This window comes from Kitasatospora sp. NPDC001261 (genome assembly GCF_042896795.1).
Lineage (GTDB): Bacteria > Actinomycetota > Actinomycetes > Streptomycetales > Streptomycetaceae > Kitasatospora.
In genome coordinates this window covers 79,892-94,679 of record NZ_JBIAXP010000021.1, presented here as the reverse complement: position 1 = coordinate 94,679, position 14,788 = coordinate 79,892, and the positions used below count along the sequence as shown (strand labels likewise).

The window sequence follows — 14,788 nt, the reverse complement described above, 5'->3', positions numbered from 1 at the left end:
TCAACCTCCCCGCCCCGCCCGGCGGTCAACCGGGCGGGGCAGTGCGGCGCTACACGCCGACCGGAGTGCGGGGCGCGGCAGGCAGCAGCGCAGCCCAGTTCGCCACCTCGACGTCCAGGCGGCCGGCCTCGGCCTGAGCGTCCAGGATGCGGCGCACCACGTCCTTGCGGCGGGCCTCCAGTTCCGCGATGCGCGCCGGGGCGACGGCGGCGGCCCTGGCGCGGATCAGGGCCGACCGGTCCGGGCGGGCCGCGTGGTGGCGGGCGATCGCGGCGACCACCTGGGCGGCATCCAGGTTGACCTGGTCGGTGACCGTCGTGGCGGCCCAGAAGTCCCGGGAGGCCAGGGGGCGCAGGCGGGCCGGTCGCTCCATCCACACATGCCATCCGAACTTCCAGTTCGGGTGGGCGGCGATGAGGCGCTCCATCTCGGCGAGGCGGACACGGGCCCGTCCGGCGAGGGCGACCCCGCGGACCACGGGGTGGCCGGTCCAGCCGACGATCCCGTCGGGGCTGGCCTGCGGCGAGGACGGTCGGCCGTAGGCGACCTCCAGGCGGTCGCCCTCCCCGGCGTCGGGGGTCAGGGTGAACGCCCCCACTCCGGGCAGGTCGTAGCAGCTCATACCGGTTCCCCAGTCGGTGGTGATCTCTGCGGGCAGGCGCTTGCCAGAAGGGGTGACCAGATGGATCACGGTGTACTCCTAGGTGGACGTCGCGGTGGCCGATTCCGGGGCTTGCCCTCCCCGTTCCGACATGTACTAATCTACCTTGCAAGGGTAGGCTTCGTCAACCTCACCGCTCTCCTGCGTGTAGTAGGTCTCGCCGCGCGCCAACGCCTCGTCCAGTGACGGGTCCTCGCCTTCGGCGGCCAGGAAAAGCATCAGGTCGCCGAAGAGGTCAGAGAGCAGGGTCTGCCAGTCGTCGACCTGGTCCAGCGTGGTGTCGCCGCAGGTCTGCGTGTAGGCGCGGAGCGCCGCGCGAGCCCGCTCGGGTGCCTGGGTGATCATGTTTCTGGGCCTTTCGTTGGTGGGTGGGTGTGTCGGGGAGGGAGCTCAGCCATGTACGGGTTGGTCCCGTGGACTGTTCCCCCGGCCCCCCGGCGAAATGAGATCTTGGGGGCGGAGAGCGGCCGGAGGTCAAGCGCGGGAGGGAGGACCGCAGCCGGTAGAGCGACGAAGGAGCGGGCCGGCGAGGACACGGACCGGAGCGCTTGACCGCAGGCCGCGCGCCCCCAAAATCGAAAAGCCGGGAGGGCGGGGAGAACGCCGGACGGGCCGCAGCGCAGCGAAGGCCCGGCCGGCAGACAGGCGGCGCCCGGCGCAGCCGGGCACCACCCGGCGCGCAGCGCCGGCCTAACCACCGCGAAGCGGGGGCGGCAGGTACGTCGTCCTCCGCAGGTGCAGTCCATCCGGTGTCGCACCCTCCTCAACACGGTCGCGCCGCCGCTGGCCGGTCGCTGCGCGCTGCCGAGCCCGGGGATGCGCTCGACGCCCTCCAGGCAGACGCTGAGCACGGGGAGGTCGGCGTCGACCACACAGCCGATGGGGTTCGTCCGAGGCCCGGTCGGGCCTACGCGTCGTGGCGCAGCAGCACGATGACGGTGGCATCGTCGCGGTAGCCGTCGTTGTTCACGGCGGCGGCGGCGACCAGCGCGTCGGCGAGGGCCTGGGGAGCGTCGGCGTGCTTCGCGCACAGCTCCCGCCAGGTGGCCTGCGCGACGTGGCCAGGGATGCCGTCGGAGCAGAGCATCACGAGGTGGACGTCCTCGGGGATCTCGGCTTCACGGCAGGTCGTCTCGGTGGCCTGGGCAAGTCCGAGTCGCGGCCAGTCGTCGTAGTGATCGGCGATCTCCACCGGCACACCGCCGTGGGTACGCAGGAGCGTTCCCATGGTCTGGATGGTGTTGTAGCAGGTCAGGGCCTCTCCGTTCCATCCGTAGGCGCGGCAGTCGCCGATCCAGTGGAGGCCAACGGGCTTGCCGGGGTCGACCCGGGCGTAGATGGCGGAGAGGTGCGGCGGCTTGGGGTACGCGTGGGCCCCCCTCCCTGCGGTGATGAGGCCGGTCAGGCCACCGAGGGTCGCGCCGATGTGGGTGATGACGGCGGGAGCGATGCCGGCGTACCGCACCGTGTCGGGGTGGTGCCCGGCGCCGTCCACCACTGCGGCGGTGACACGGTCGCCGGTGCGCTGGACGTCGTATCCGTCCGCGCAGGGAAGCGTCGTACCCGGCCGCTGGGCCACGCCGATCGTGACGTGCTGGTTCATCAAGCCTCCAAATCGGTCTGGCTCTGGGTCGCCCAACCAGCCCACTGGAAGACCAGCCGGCAGTGCTCCTTGTCGAGGACGTGGCCCGCGGGCAGCAACTCGTCGGGGGTGTCGGCCGGGTAGACGGTCAGGTCCGGGTTGGCGTGCTTGCTGTTGTCGTCGGCGCGAACCTGCCGGTCCCATTCCCGCACTGTTGTCGTGATCTGGTCGGCCAGCCGCTGGCCATGCTCGCCGAAGGCGTAGACCACCCACTCCCACTCCTTCTCCTCGGGGCGGTCGCCGTCTCGGGTCTGGATGTAGGTCAGGTAGGCGAGGGAGCCGTCGCCGAGGATCGCCGGCACGTCCTGCCCCTTCCTGATCCCGGTGCACCCGTCCTGCGGGTCATCGAGTGCGACCAGCCGGCAGAAGCCGGGCAGCGTGGTGCTGGCATACAGCTGGAGGGAGCCGAAGAACGCGTTCGCTCCCATGGTCGCGCCGGTGGCGACCTCGTGCCGCGGCCCTCGCAGCGCCTCGTCGAGGCCGGTGGTGTCGCCTGGCTCGCCGTCCCAGAAGCGCAGCCGCAGTCCGTTGGCCAGTGCGGCCTCGGGGACGGTCCGGCCGAGGGCGCCGGCGTCGCGGATGAACCCGCAGTACGTCCAGGCCCTCGCCCGAAGGAGCTCGCCTTCGCGGCGAAGCGCGACCGCCCTGGTGTACCCGTGGAACTCGAGTGGGACCACCAGGATCCCGCCGTCGGCGAGCTGCTCGTGCCAGGCCGGGGCGATGGTCCAGGCGTTGTAGGTGACGATGATCGCGTCGAACCCGCCGGGAGGCACCAGGGCGGCGGGCGCGCCGAGCGCGCCGTCGCCCTCAACGGCCACCACGTTGCCGGTACCGGCCTCGGCGGTGAAGCGCCTGGTGCGGTTCACCACGTACGGGTCCAGGTCCGCGGTGACGACCTGTCCGGCAGGGCCGACCACCTCGGAGAGCAACGCGGCGTTGTAGCCGCCGCTCCCGATCTCCAGCACCCGCGCGCCGGGGCGCAGCCGGGCGTTGGTGATCATGTCTGCTTGGAGCCAGACCGCGGAGACGGAGCTGGTTGCCTTCTCGCTGCCGTCCCGGCGGGTGACCACGGCGAGGTCGTCGTGGTACGCCTCTGCCAGGGAGGCTTCCGGAAGGTAGCGGTGCCGCGGAACCGCGTGCAGTGCGGCCTGCACCTCGGCGGTGGGCGCCCAGCCGCCGTCGATGACGGCTTGGACCATCATCTCGCGGCGTCGGGTGGCCTCCGGGGGTTCCCCGGGCGCGGACGGGGCCGGGGCGTCGTGCGGGTAGGAGCTGACCGGTGGCAGGCGACGGACGGTGCCGGGCCAGACCGCGTTCAGGGCTTGGGCGCTGGGGGCGAACACCGGGCCGAGACAGTCCAGGGCGCCGAGGTCGAACCACTCGAACCGGGCGAACTTGCCGGGCTCCATGACGGTGGGCCGACCGGAGAACTCTACGATCCGGGTCACCGCGGTGATGCGGGGAACGCCCTGGGCGGCGTCGGTGAGCACGGTCAGCGTCGTGGTGCCGGTGGCCTCCAGGCTGGTCTCCTCTCGGAGCTCGCGCACCGCGGCCTGCTCGAAGCTCTCGGCGCGCAATTGCCCGTCTGCGGCCTTGAGCATGTCGATCTTGCCGCCCGGGAGCTCCCACATGCCCCTGGCCGAGAATCCGAGGAGCACTTGGCTGCGGCTGTTGGTGACGACGGCCAGCGCGGCCGCGACCGCGTTGTTGCCGGTGGCCGGCACGCTGCGCTCCACCGCGACGGTGTCCTGGCAGGGGTCGCGCAGCACCAGCACGGCCAGGTCGCCGGCGTCGAGCCGCTGCACGTCCTTCCAGCCGGAGGTGAGCGCGGCGATCTCGCTCTCGTCGAGGGCGATGTGCCGCTTGGTGGACGGCGTGGAGTCGGCGACGGGGGTGATCACCAGCAGTGTTCCGCCGGTGCGCAGCCGCGCTCCGAGGGCGTGCAGGGTGTTCGTCCGGTTCGTGAGGAAGGCGACGGACAGGCGAAGCACCACAAGGTCGTACGGTTCGTCGCCGAGCGGGTCGGGGTCGTCGTGCTCGATGTCCAGGCGCAGCCACCGCACGCCGGTGTCGGGGTGGTCGGCGCGGGCGCGCTCCAGTGCGGTCTCGGCAAGGTCGACGGCATCGACTTGGTAGCCGACTGCCGCGAGGTGGGCGGCGAGTTCGCCGGTCCCGCAGCCGACCTCCAGTGCCCGGCCGCCGTCCGCGGGGGTGGGCGCGTGTTCGGCGAGCAGCTTGCGCTCGTCCTCGCCGAGCGGTCGGAAGGCGATGCCGTCGGCGTAGTGCTGCTCCCACTGTTCCTGCGGGATGGGTCCAGCAGGGCTGGTGCTCCTGTGGTCGATCGTTGTCACGCTCTGGTCCGTGGGCACGGGGATGGGCTCCTCGTTGAGGGGGCGGTCAGGGCTGGTGGCGGGAGTCGGGTGCTGGCGCCCGGCCATGGTGCGGCAGGCCGGCCGGGTTCCGTCGCGGAGCCACCAGCAGGTGGACGAGCGTCTTGTCGTCCCCCGGCTTGGCCCTGGGCCAGCGGTGGCCGAACGGGTCGCTCGCATCGGCCTCGTCCACGAGGTCGAGGACAGCTTCGGGGCCCTGGGTGCGGCACAGATCTGCGATCTGGGGCCAGGTGAGGATCTTGTACTTGTCGACGGCCACCGAGGTGCCGTCGGTGGCGATGAGGACGTCGGTGATCTCCTCCAGCGGCCAGCTAGCCACGACGGCCTGGAGTCCGGCTTGCGGGTCGGCACCCGCGATCCAGTACCCGGCGGGGACGTTGACCGCCTCGGACAGCCCGCGCATGATCTCCCGCATCAGCTCCCCGTGGCGCTGGTCCCCGATCTGCCCGACACCGGAGCGCAGCCGCTCCCACTGCTCCAGGCGAGCGGGGCGGTCGCCGACCAGGACGGCCAGACGGTCGTCGGTGACGATCCGAACCGAGCCGTCGACGCCGATCGCCGCGACCGGGCTGTCGCCGATGGCGGCGGCTTCGAACAGGGCGCCGCGCACCCTGCCGACCGTCACGGTCGCCTGCGGTGACCTGCCCGGCACCGTCGGCGGAGCGAGATCCAGGGCCTTGGTGGTGCGGTCGATCGCTTGCGCGAGCGCGGTGCGCAGGTCGATTTCCAGGTCGCTGGCGGAGGCGATGAGTTCGGTGGCGAGGACGTCGGCGTAGGTGCCGCCGAGCGCCTCGGCGCCGTCGGCGACCGTGGTGACGCCGTCGACGACGACGATCAGGCCCGGCGCGGTGAGCACCCGGTCCTCCGACGCCACGCGAGGGCTTCCGGCCCGCGTGGCTGCCGTGATCTTCAACCTGCTGTGCATCGGCTCCTCCAGGAACACTCGATGGTGCGCGGGGGTCAGGGGCGGTCGGGCGGGGGGAAGGGCAGACCGGCGGCGTCCAAACGGACCATGACCGTGCGGACTCGGCCGTCGGGCAGGAACTCGCGCTGGTAGAGGAACGCGGCGTCGCCGCCGTCCGGAACGGCGACGCCCTCCTCCGTGACCGGCTGGCCGCCCGACACGGCCCGCAGCTGCTGGTCGGCAGCGGCCGGGCACTGTGCTGCCGGATCGGGCAGGCGGCTGTGGCGGCCGGCCACGCTCACGCCCCGCCGGAGAAGTGAGGGCTCACGCTGCCTCCGGTCTGCTTCGCTCGATCACCGTGACGGTGCCAGAGGGGACTGACAGTCACCCCGGCCTGCCGTCCGGCGCCACCGACCGGACGGAGCCCGCCGCCGCCAGGGGTTGGCGCAGCGTCAGGTAGTGGGCGGCGGGCTCGAACCCGAGCTTCCCGTACAGCGGGAGCCCCTCCGAGGTGGCGATCAGCTCGACCGAGGAGCAGCCCCGTTCCTGGAGCGCGCCGACCAGGGCCCGCGTGACGGCCTCCGCCAGCCCCTCGCGACGGTGCCGCGGGTCTGTGACCACGGTGTGGACCCGGCCCCACAGCCCACCGGGGTAGGAAGGGCCGTCGTAGCCGCGGTAGACGACGCCGATCGCGCACGCCGTCAGCACGCCGTCCCCGCCGTCGGCCACGAAGGCGAGCAGGTGCGGGTCGGTACCGAGGCGGGCCTGCATGTCCTTCAGGAAGGTGCCACGCCAGGCGTCGTCGGCCGGCCGGCCGGTCAGAACGTCGACGCGAAGGCGCAGTAGCTCTTCGGCGTCCTCGGGCACGGCCGGGCGGACGGGGGTCGGTGGCATCAGGGGCCTCCTCACTCGGTGGGCAGCAGGTCGGTTCGGGCGCGACGGCGGGCAGCAGCCCGCAGCGCGGCTCGGTGGCGGTCACTCCATCGGCAGCTGCCAGCTCAGGCCCGGGCCGCCGATCACTCGCTGCGCGGTGCCGGTGGACTCCAGCCGGTACTCGGCCGGGCGGCCTGCCCCCGTCCAGCGGGCGTGGAACTCCTCTGCCTCCCGCCACAGGTCACGCGGCCCCCACTCGACGGCGCGCGAGCCGTCCCGGGCGACGGCGGCTCGGGAGCCGTCCGGGGCGACCAGCACCACCTCGTCCTCCAAGCCCGGAGCACCCCAGTGCCGCCGCACCCCGTGCAAGACATGGGCGAGAGCGACCCAGAAGCCCCGCTCGGCCGGCTCCGGCGGCGCCAGTACCGAGGAGCGGCTGCGCCCGCTGTCGGCTGGTGCCTGCGGCAGTGGGAGCCAGCCGCTGGCCCGGTCCGGCACGTGTCCCCACCGCTCCGCGGTGAGCCGGCCCGCCAGCGCCCCGTGCTCGTCGCGGTGAACGAGAGCGGTGGCGTGCCAGCCGGGCGCGCCGGTGGTGATGGTGGTGCGCAGCCGCCCGCCCGGGGCGAGGCGCTGCAGCCAGGCAGTGGGGATGCGCCGGACGGCGAAGGAGGCGGCGATCGCGTCCCACTCGCCGTCAGGCAGGCCGCGCAGCCCGTCGCGGGCCACGATCCGCACGTCGGCGCCGATCGCGGCTAGCCGCTGCGCGGCGTCGCGCGCCAGCTCCCGGTCGATCTCTACGCCGGTCGCCTGCCGACCCGTCAGGTCGGCGGCGGCCGCGCTCAGGTAGCCGGTGCACGCCCCGAGCTCCACGAACCGGTCGCCAGGTGCGAGCCACAGGTCCTGGAGGGTGAGGGCCAGCAGGCCGGCGCCCGAGCTCTGCCCGGACGGAACGCCGGTGTACTCGCGGCCGGCCGCCAGCGGGCCGGCCGGGCGGCCGTCGAGCTGCACGACGACCTGGTCCATCCCGTAGCAGGCTTCGAGGTGCTGCTCGGGCTCGTCCGCGAGGTCGAGCAGGCGCCAGCGCCGGGCGGGGCGGTGCTCGCCGAGCGGTGCGAACAGGCGCGGCATCAGCTGGTGCCGGGGCACCCGGGCCAGCGCCGCGACGATCGCCGGGTCGTGCACGCCGGGCTCGTCGGCGAGAGCGGCGGCGAAGGCGGAGCGGGCGCCCGCGGCCGGCCGATCCGGGGTCATGGCCATCTCAGTCTTCGGCTCTGCTCCTCGAGCACCTGACGATCCTGACAGGCCGGGCTTCCGGGGACCAGGTGTCCTCGTCGCGCTGACCGGTAGCTGGACCTCGGGGCGCATCTGATGCTCCTTCATGGCGGGATCGTCGGGTTCGCGTACCGGACCTTCGGGAACGTGGCTACCCGCTCGCGGCCCCGGCCATCTCTGAAGCGGCAGTGCGCCCGAGCGCGGCTTCGAGGTGCTGCAGGCCTGCGGCGGTCCGCTCGGTGGACTCGGACAGGTTGACGCGTAGGTGCTGGCCTGGCAGCAGGGCCTGCCAGGCGGCGGCGGTACCGCCGTGGACCACGGTGGGACTCAGCCGCAGACCGTTCGTCCCGCACTCGCGCACCCAGGCGAGGAAGTCGGTCCGGGGCCGGCCGAGGCTGGGGAAGGCGGAGTATCCGGCGGCCGGGGTCAGGCCGGGCGGACAGACGAGCGGGCCGGCGGGGTCGGCGAGGAGCGCGGCGTTGCGGCGAAGCCGATCGGCCATGGCGTCGAGGTGGGCGTGCACCCGGCGCAGGTCGCGGGAATCTGGCAGGTCGGGCAAGCCGTGGGCGTCGGCGATCTGCTGCGCCACGTGGTGGCGTTCGCCGAGGAGCTCTGCGGGACCGTGGTAGACGTGGAGGACGGCGGCGTACAGGACCATCAGGAGGCTGGCGAGCGGAGCGGCGGTGGGGGCCCGGTCGAAGGCATCAGCGGCGAGGTGGGCGCGCAGTGCCGGGTTGCGGGTGATGATCGCGGCGGCGCGCAGGCCAGGCAGGGACAGGTCCTTGGAGGCGGTCATGATCACGGCGCTGCGGGCCATGTCGAGGTCCCGGATCCGGTCGTGGATCGCGCGCTCGAGTTCGGCCGGATCGCCCATCGCCCCGTGCTGGAAGACGACGTCGAGGAGGGTGAAGTCCGGGCCGATGTCAGGCCGGGTGTAGTAGGTGCCGGTGACGCCGTTGGGCAGCACCTCTACCAGCGCGGTGCGGCGCCCGGATCCGGCGCCGGTGTGGTGGACGGCGCCGTCGTGGCGGTAGTACCGCTCGACGGGGGCTCCCCACCGTACGGCGGACTGGTCGAAGGCGTAGTAGTTCGGCAGCGGCAGGGTGAGGCTGTGGCCGGCGTCGGCGAGGTGGTGGGTGATCAGGCTGATCGCCTCAGTGCCGCCTTGGACGAAGGTGATGTCCTGGGCGGCCAGCGTGACGCCGAAGCGTGTGGTGAGGAGCTCGGCGAAGGCCGCCTTGGCGCCGCCGCGGAACGGGTCGGCGTACAGGGACAGGCTCCCCTGGGCGGCGAGGTCGTGCAGGAGGGTGGCGAGGTGGCGGCCGATCTCGGGTGCGGGCGGGTAGTAGTTGCAGCCCTCGCCGATCTCGAACGCGTCCGGGGCTGTGCCCGCGCGAAGAGCGCCGAAGGCCGCGAGGCACTCGACCGGGGCGGTGGAGGGGGTGGTATTGCGCATGCCTGGCTCCGCGCGCCTGGTCCGGGGCGCTGGGCCGGGTGCCCGCCGTGCGGACAAAACGGAGACTAGCCGATCGGCATGACGCGCCGTGCCGTGTCGGCCACGGCCGGGGCAACTTCCCACGTCCGTGCGACAGATCCTCCTTCACGGGGCGCAGGAGAGGGGTCGAGGATGAGGCGGGCCACGGCCGGCAGGTCGGGGAGGTCGCCGGGGCGGTTGCGGCGCACCCAGATGGCGTCGATGCCGGCGGTGAGGGCTCCGGCGACGTCCGCGTGCGGATTGTCCCCGACCATCCAGAGCGGGCCGGTCCCGCCGGCGGCCTGCCGGGCGAGGCCGAAGGCCTGGGCGTGGGGCTTCTCGTAACCGGTAGTGGCGGAGTTGACGACTGCTGCCAAGCGAGGGGCGAGGGCCAGTTCCTCCAAGAGCGCGGGGAGTTCGGGGACGTGGTTGGAGACGATGACGTGCTGCCAGCCCGCCTCGCGCAGGGCGTCCAGGACCTGCAGGGTCTGCGGGTACAGGCTCCAGGCGCTGGTGTCGGTGTAGGCACTGCGGGTGGCGTGCGCGGCGGCCGCGGCGGTGTCGGGGTCCATCCCGAGACCGGTCAGCGCCCGGTGGACGACGGCAGTGATGTGCTCCCACCAGCGGTCCGGGTCACCGAGGTGGGGGTGAGGCTGGTCGGCGTGGTGCCAGGGGAAGCCGGTGGCGAGCGCGTCGTACAGGTTGGTGAACTGCCAGGTGTGGCCGGGGTGGTGGCGGTCGAGGATCTCCAGCAGGCACTCCGCCCAGGTGCCGTGGCGCCGGTGGCCCAGGGTGCCGTCGAAGTCCCACAGCACCGTCCCGGCTATCAGCGTCACCACAGCCCCAGCACCTCCAGAACCGCCGGGGCCGGCGGCAGCGGGTTGGTGACGGTGGCGGTGAGGAGCTCGTCGGGCAGGTCGACCTTGCGGTCCAGACGGATCATCTCCCGCCACCGCGCCGCCTGGTCCCACTGGCCGGCCCAGGCGGGCCGGATCTCCTCGGCGGGGATTTGGTCGAGGGTGCGGCCGCCGGCGAGCAGGCGCACGGCGGTCTTGGGTCCGATGCCGCGCACGCCCGCGATGTGGTCGGACGGATCCCCAGTCAGGGCCCGGTAGTCCGGCCACTGCGCGGCGCTGACGCCGTAGCGGGCCAGGACATCGGGCCCGTTGCTGTAGCGGCGGTGTTCGGCCAGCATGGTGTTCAGTACCCGCACGTCCGGGTCGTCGAGGAGTTGGAGGAAGTCCTTGTCGGCGCTCAAAACGTCCACCGGGCGCAGCTCCCGGCGGGCGAGGGTGGCCAGGGTGGCGATGACGTCGTCGGCCTCGCAGCCGTCGTGCTCGATCCAGCGGACCTCTGCGTGGTCGAGTGCGGCCTTGATGTCCTTGAGCGACCCGATCAGCCCGGCGTCCGTCTCCACCGCACGATTGGCCTTGTAGTCGCTGTCCTGCGCGACCCTGGTGTCGGCGCCGTTCTCGGCGTCGAAGACCACGAACAGCTCGTGGCCTGGGGCATGGAGGCGCTGAGCCTTGCGCAGCAGCGCGACGAAGCCGAAGACGCCGGTCAGGTCCCGGGTCTTGTCGCGGCTGTTGATGCGGGTGGGGAATCCGTACCAGGACCGGTAGAGCAGGTTGTGGCCGTCGACGACGAGCAGGGGCGGGGGCGTCATCGGCTGGCCTCCAGGAAGTCGTGCTGGCTGGGGGTGGCCTGTGACCGCGGCGGACGGGTACCCGGGACCGGATGAGCGGTGAGTCTACCGGCTGGGCCCCGCCGATCGGTGAAGAAGCGGGCCAGCAGCGCGCCGAGGTGCTGGGCGCTGTCGCGCTCGGCCACCACCTTGGTGTGTGCCGCGTGCCGCATCCGGGCCCGCTCGGTCTCGGTGAGCGCCAGCGCGCGGCACAGCCCGCCGGTGAGGGCGCCGGGCAAGGCGGGATCGTAGAGCAGGCCGTTGTGGCCGTCGGTGATCTGTTCGGTGAAGCCGTCGCGGGCCGGGGCCAGGACGACCGCCCCGCCGTTCTGCGCCCACAGGGCGGTCTCGAAGACGACGTTGGCCAGGGTCTCGCCGCGGCTGGGGCAGGCCATGACCCGGGTGGCGGGCAGGGCCGCGAGCGCGCGGGGCAGTTGCCGGTCGAAGCCGCCGATCAGGGTGGCGCTGAGCCGGGCCTGGTCGCACTGGCGCTGGTAGGTGTCGAACAGGGTGGCGCGTTCGTCGTCGGTGCGCACCGCGATGGCGGCCAGGTGGACGTCGTCTCGCAGTGGGGCGAGGGCGTCGATGAGCAGGTCGAGGCCTTTGGTGGGGTCGGTGCGGGCGATGGCGGCGACGACGGGCCGGTCGGTGGGGATGCCGTGGCGGTGGGCGAGGGCGAGCGCGTCGCCGGCGGGCATGGGGGCGAGGTCGGGGTGGGTGAGGTGCAGGCCCGAGGGCCAGGGCGTCAGCGTGGCCGGGTCGAGGCCGTAGTCGCGGGTGAGGTGGCCAGTGAGGAAGGTGCCGATGTCGGCGACGTGGGCGCGTGGGTGGCGGTTGACCGCGGCGATCGCCGACCGTTCCCAGTTCAGGTGTCGCGGGTCGGCCGCGGGCCGTTCGGTGATCATGGCGGTGCTGAACAGGGCGAGGACGGTGTCGATACGCTGATGGTCGGTCAGGGCGGGTACCGCGGCGAAGGGGGTGTCGACGGCGATCGTCAGGACCCGGCTGTGGTGGTGGGCGAGGTCGGCGGCGGCCTGGGCGGCGCCCGCGCTGAGCTGCTGCCACGTCGCGGGATGCCAGAACGGTCGGTCGGTGTCGTAGGGCAGGGCGATGACGTGTCCGCCGAGGTGTTCGACGACGCGGCTGGCGTAGGCGAGGTGTTCGGGGTCGTGGTTCCAGGTGGCGGGGCCGGGCTGGGGCGCGGCCAGGTAGGGGGTGAACGGGCCGACGGCGGCGGCCAGGCGGGTGTGGTGGCGCTCCAGGGTGGCCAGCAGGGTCTTGGTCTGCCGGCCGATGCCGTTGGTGCAGTTGTCGATGCCGTTGACGGCGCAGTACAGCAGCGCCGGGGGCAGTTGGCTCACGGGGGCTCCAAGGTGGGTCAGCCGGCGGCGTAGAGGTCTTCGGGGTTGGGGCACCAGATCTTCGACTTGGCGGGCGCCGGGCGCATGCCGTGCTCGGCCAAGGCCTGGACGGTGCGCTGCCATGCGTGCTCGGCGTCGGCGCGGGTGGGGCTGAAGACGGTGTAGTTGTCGGTCAGGCGCACCACCGGCAGGTCGGCCAGGGCCTCGTCGACCGGGGTCATCCGAAGGTTGGTCAGCATCGGCGCGAGTCCGCTGCCCGGGGCCAGCGGGTCGGGCAGGGCGGTCAGGGCGCGGCGAAGCAGCGCCAGGTAGGTGCCGTCGTGGATGAAGCGGGCGATGGAGTGGAGGGCCTGTTCGAGGGGTACGCCGCTGCTGGCGGCGGCCACGTCCAGGTCGGCGACCCAGGTGCGGCCGGCCTGCAGGTGGGCGGCCGCGGCGGCGACGGCCTGGGGCCGCCCTCGGCGCGGGCGCCAGCCGAACATCCACGGCGGGTAGGCGTCGCGCTCCAGGACCGGTTCGGCGGCCGCGCGCAGGGCGCGGTGGACGATCCGGTCGGTGACGGTGGGTACCGCGAGGCGCATCTGCTTGCCCCAGCCGTCGAAGACGACCTCGCGGACCGGGTGCGGTTGCCAGGTGCCGTCGGCGAGCCGACCGGACAGCTCGGCCAGGCGGCGGGGCATGTCCTGGCGGAAGGCGTGCCAGGACATGCCGTCGGCTCCGGGCGCGCCGGTGCGGCCCATGCACTGGCGGGCGGCCCGCTTCAGGAGGCGCGGGTCGGTGACCTGGCGCATCAGGCTGTGTGCGGCTGGGCCGCCGCTCATGGCCGGGTGTTCGTGGTGAGGGCGAGGAACGTCTCGGCGACGACGCGCGGCGAGTGGGCGGCGACCTGCAGGGGCGCGGCCTGGGAGGCGGCGTGGTAGGCCTCGCGGTCCTCCAGCAGGGCGATCAGGGCTGCCCACAGCTTGTCGGGGCCGGCGTCGAGGTCGACCATGCGCCCGGCCGGGCCGGTGAGGGCGGGCAGGTGCCCGAGGCCGTAGCCGACGACGGGGGTGGCGACGGAGAGGGCCTCGGCGGCGACGTTGCCGAACGTCTCGGGGCTGGTGGAGCCGACCAGCACGGCGGCGGCGCCGGCCAGGAACGGCGGCACGTCCTGCCACTCCAGTGCGGGCAGGATCTCGACGCCGGGCAGGTCCTCGGCCAGCCGCCGGCACTCGGTGATCACCTGCTCCTGCATGCCGGGCCAGTACTCGAAGCCGGCGGCGGCCAGCACGATCTGCAGGGGCCGACCCAGGTCCGGCGGCAGGGCGCGCAGCAGTTCGGCGGTGCCCTTGTGCGGCTCCGCGCGCGAGACGATCCGCACCGGCCCCTGGCGGCGCAGCCTCTCCCGCTCGGCCGGGCCGGGAGTGGTTGCCGTGTGGTGCACGGCGTTGGGCAAGGCGCGCCAGGACCGCGAGTCCAGGCCCTGACGGGCGCCTTCGTCGTTCAGGAAGTCGCTGTTCGTCAGGACCGCGTCGGGGCGGTGGGCGAGGCTGGCGAGCATCGGCTCGTCGGTGCGCATGACCCTCACCATCAGGGCGGTGCGGACCCCGGGCGGTGCGGGGGCGAGGTAGCCCAGGCCCCAGACGGCGTCCACCCAGCAGACCAGGTCCACGTCGTGGTCGGTGAGCAGCTGGCGCACCTCCGCCTCGACCGGGGCCGGGTCGGCGAGCAGGGCCATCAGGTCGTCCTCCACGGCCGGGCGCGGCAGGGTCAGCGTGGCCAGGCGCAGCAGGTCCTCGCCGTCCGCGGCGGTGGCGGGGCCGGCGGCGATGATCAGGGCGCTGTGCCCGGCCTGGCGCAGGCCGATCGCCAGGGTGTCGATGCTGCGCTCGATGCCGGCGGGTTCGTTCGGGTTGTGGGTGAGCAGGACGAAGGCGATCTTCACCGGGGCGCTCCGATCTGGGTGACGGTGTCGGGAGGGGTGTCGCGCACCGGGCGGATGCCAATGCCCGGGGAGGACAGGTCGGGCGGGACGTCGTTGGCGTGGGTGCACGAGGCGTACTGGGCCAGGGAGTTGTAGGAGCCGCCGCGCAGCAGGGCCGCTCGGTCGCGGCGCCAGGGGGCGCTGGTCCACTCCCAGACGTTGCCGGCCACGTCCCACAGGCCCTCGGGGGTTCGGCCGGCCGGGTGGGTGCGCACCGCGGTGGTGGTGGCCGGTCCGTGGCCGCGCAGGTTGGCGTGTTCGGCGGTCGGCTCCTGCTCGCCCCAGGGGTAGCGGCGCTTGCCTGCGCCGGCCATCCACTCCCACTCGGGCGAGGTCGGCAGCCGGCCGCCGAGCCCGGCCGCCAGCACATGGGCCTGGTGCAGGGTCAGGTCGGTGATCGGCAGGCCGGCCCGGCTGAGCGGGGTGTCCGCCCACCACAGGTCCAAGACGTCCTGGGCGCGGTGCCACTCGCGGTCGGGAAGCCGGCCACCGGTCACGCGAATCCAGCACACCGGGTCCGGCGGCGGCGCTACGCTGGTGGTGTCCCGGGCAGCAGGTACGCTC

Annotated in this window: 15 protein-coding genes; all 15 read right to left on the bottom strand. The window is 73.4% G+C overall.

Annotation, left to right across the window (positions count from 1 at the left end):
* Positions 1 to 49 precede the first annotated feature (49 nt).
* Positions 50 to 691, bottom strand: a complete 642-nt coding sequence (locus tag ACFY4B_RS26920) for a hypothetical protein (RefSeq protein WP_387971941.1) — start codon at positions 689 to 691, stop codon at positions 50 to 52.
* Positions 692 to 757: 66 nt separating this feature from the next.
* Positions 758 to 1,006: a hypothetical protein gene (locus ACFY4B_RS26915; RefSeq protein ID WP_387971938.1), complete on the bottom strand. Its 249-nt coding sequence runs from the start codon at positions 1,004 to 1,006 to the stop codon at positions 758 to 760.
* Between the two features lie 562 nt (positions 1,007 to 1,568).
* Complete coding sequence (locus ACFY4B_RS26910; protein ID WP_387971935.1) at positions 1,569 to 2,264, bottom strand: hypothetical protein; 696 nt, start codon at positions 2,262 to 2,264, stop codon at positions 1,569 to 1,571.
* Positions 2,264 to 4,672, bottom strand: a complete 2,409-nt coding sequence (fxlM, locus tag ACFY4B_RS26905) for a methyltransferase, FxLD system (protein WP_387971932.1) — start codon at positions 4,670 to 4,672, stop codon at positions 2,264 to 2,266. The genes ACFY4B_RS26910 and fxlM overlap by 1 nt, the downstream gene beginning before the upstream one ends.
* A gap of 28 nt (positions 4,673 to 4,700) precedes the next feature.
* Entirely contained in the window at positions 4,701 to 5,567 is an 867-nt protein-coding gene (locus tag ACFY4B_RS26900; protein WP_387971929.1) for a protein phosphatase 2C domain-containing protein, read from the bottom strand.
* A gap of 86 nt (positions 5,568 to 5,653) precedes the next feature.
* Positions 5,654 to 5,899: a hypothetical protein gene (locus tag ACFY4B_RS26895; protein WP_387971926.1), complete on the bottom strand. Its 246-nt coding sequence runs from the start codon at positions 5,897 to 5,899 to the stop codon at positions 5,654 to 5,656.
* An 82-nt stretch (positions 5,900 to 5,981) separates the two neighbouring features.
* On the bottom strand, positions 5,982 to 6,491 hold the full coding sequence (locus tag ACFY4B_RS26890; protein ID WP_387971923.1) for a GNAT family N-acetyltransferase: 510 nt from the start codon (positions 6,489 to 6,491) through the stop codon (positions 5,982 to 5,984).
* Positions 6,492 to 6,572: 81 nt separating this feature from the next.
* Entirely contained in the window at positions 6,573 to 7,721 is a 1,149-nt protein-coding gene (locus ACFY4B_RS26885) for a hypothetical protein (protein WP_387971920.1), read from the bottom strand.
* Between the two features lie 172 nt (positions 7,722 to 7,893).
* Positions 7,894 to 9,198: an aminotransferase class I/II-fold pyridoxal phosphate-dependent enzyme gene (locus ACFY4B_RS26880; protein ID WP_387971918.1), complete on the bottom strand. Its 1,305-nt coding sequence runs from the start codon at positions 9,196 to 9,198 to the stop codon at positions 7,894 to 7,896.
* A 65-nt stretch (positions 9,199 to 9,263) separates the two neighbouring features.
* Positions 9,264 to 10,055: an HAD family hydrolase gene (locus ACFY4B_RS26875; protein ID WP_387971915.1), complete on the bottom strand. Its 792-nt coding sequence runs from the start codon at positions 10,053 to 10,055 to the stop codon at positions 9,264 to 9,266.
* Positions 10,049 to 10,882 (bottom strand): 5'-3' exonuclease H3TH domain-containing protein, encoded by an 834-nt coding sequence (locus ACFY4B_RS26870; protein ID WP_387971912.1) that lies wholly within the window; start codon positions 10,880 to 10,882, stop codon positions 10,049 to 10,051. The genes ACFY4B_RS26875 and ACFY4B_RS26870 overlap by 7 nt, the downstream gene beginning before the upstream one ends.
* Complete coding sequence (locus tag ACFY4B_RS26865) at positions 10,879 to 12,261, bottom strand: glycosyltransferase family 4 protein (RefSeq protein ID WP_387971909.1); 1,383 nt, start codon at positions 12,259 to 12,261, stop codon at positions 10,879 to 10,881. Before ACFY4B_RS26865 ends, ACFY4B_RS26870 begins: the two co-directional genes overlap by 4 nt.
* 17 nt (positions 12,262 to 12,278) lie before the next feature.
* A complete protein-coding gene (locus ACFY4B_RS26860) occupies positions 12,279 to 13,082 on the bottom strand; it encodes a reverse transcriptase domain-containing protein (RefSeq protein ID WP_387971906.1) in 804 nt (267 codons plus the stop codon).
* Positions 13,079 to 14,185, bottom strand: coding sequence for a glycosyltransferase family 4 protein (locus ACFY4B_RS26855; RefSeq protein ID WP_387971903.1), 1,107 nt, complete (start codon positions 14,183 to 14,185; stop codon positions 13,079 to 13,081). Before ACFY4B_RS26855 ends, ACFY4B_RS26860 begins: the two co-directional genes overlap by 4 nt.
* Positions 14,182 to 14,721 carry a formylglycine-generating enzyme family protein gene (locus tag ACFY4B_RS26850; RefSeq protein ID WP_387971900.1) on the bottom strand — a complete coding sequence of 180 codons (540 nt, stop codon included), beginning with the start codon at positions 14,719 to 14,721 and terminating at the stop codon, positions 14,182 to 14,184. Before ACFY4B_RS26850 ends, ACFY4B_RS26855 begins: the two co-directional genes overlap by 4 nt.
* Positions 14,722 to 14,788 lie beyond the last annotated feature (67 nt).

Bases quoted from the DNA above. Each gene is read 5' to 3' on its own strand.
- ACFY4B_RS26860 (WP_387971906.1), bottom strand. From the start codon at position 13,082: ATGAGCGGCGGCCCAGCCGCACACAGCCTGATGCGCCAGGTCACCGAC.
- ACFY4B_RS26870 (WP_387971912.1), bottom strand. From the start codon at position 10,882: ATGACGCCCCCGCCCCTGCTCGTCGTCGACGGCCACAACCTGCTCTAC.
- ACFY4B_RS26890 (WP_387971923.1), bottom strand. From the start codon at position 6,491: ATGCCACCGACCCCCGTCCGCCCGGCCGTGCCCGAGGACGCCGAAGAG.
- ACFY4B_RS26885 (WP_387971920.1), bottom strand. From the start codon at position 7,721: ATGACCCCGGATCGGCCGGCCGCGGGCGCCCGCTCCGCCTTCGCCGCC.
- ACFY4B_RS26915 (WP_387971938.1), bottom strand. From the start codon at position 1,006: ATGATCACCCAGGCACCCGAGCGGGCTCGCGCGGCGCTCCGCGCCTAC.
- ACFY4B_RS26880 (WP_387971918.1), bottom strand. From the start codon at position 9,198: ATGCGCAATACCACCCCCTCCACCGCCCCGGTCGAGTGCCTCGCGGCC.
- ACFY4B_RS26910 (WP_387971935.1), bottom strand. From the start codon at position 2,264: ATGAACCAGCACGTCACGATCGGCGTGGCCCAGCGGCCGGGTACGACG.